The sequence below is a fragment of the Deinococcus pimensis DSM 21231 genome (genome assembly GCF_000519345.1).
Classification (GTDB): domain Bacteria; phylum Deinococcota; class Deinococci; order Deinococcales; family Deinococcaceae; genus Deinococcus_A; species Deinococcus_A pimensis.
The window spans coordinates 8363-8868 of record NZ_KI912617.1 but is presented as its reverse complement, the minus strand read 5'-3'; the positions used below and the strand labels follow the sequence as shown (position 1 = coordinate 8868).

The 506-nt window shown below is 73.5% G+C and carries 1 protein-coding gene; it reads left to right on the top strand.

All coding sequences use genetic code 11. The features are described 5' to 3' along the window. Positions 1-506: MFS transporter (locus DEIPI_RS27340; protein ID WP_157463389.1), on the top strand; the 506-nt coding region annotated here is incomplete at both ends.

The following is a 506-nucleotide window of genomic DNA, read 5'->3' as shown; positions in this document are numbered from 1 at the left end:
GGGCGCTCCGGCGCGGCTCGTCGCGGAGCCCGGTGTGCTGCGCCGCGCCGTCCGCACCGCCGACTTCTGGCTGCTCGCCGGGACCTTCCTCGTGTGCGGCGCCACCAGCAACGGCCTGATCGGCACGCACTTCATCGCGCACGCCGTGGAGCACGGCATGACCACGGGCGCCGCGACGGGCGTCCTCGCCCTGATGGGCGCGTTCAACTTCGTCGGGACGCTCGCGTCCGGGTACCTCACGGACCGCTACGATCCCCAGCGGCTCCTCACCGTCTACTACGGCTTTCGCGGCCTGAGCCTGCTCGCGCTGCCCTTCGTGCAGGGCGAGACGGGCCTGCTGCTCTTCGCGGTGCTGTTCGGCCTCGACTACATCGCGACGGTGCCGCCCACCACCGCGCTCGTCGCGGACCGCTTCGGCCGCGCGAACGTCGGCACGGTGTACGGCTGGGTGTTCTTCGCGCACCAGCTCGGCGCGGCGCTCGCCGCGTGGCTCGGCGGGGTCGCCC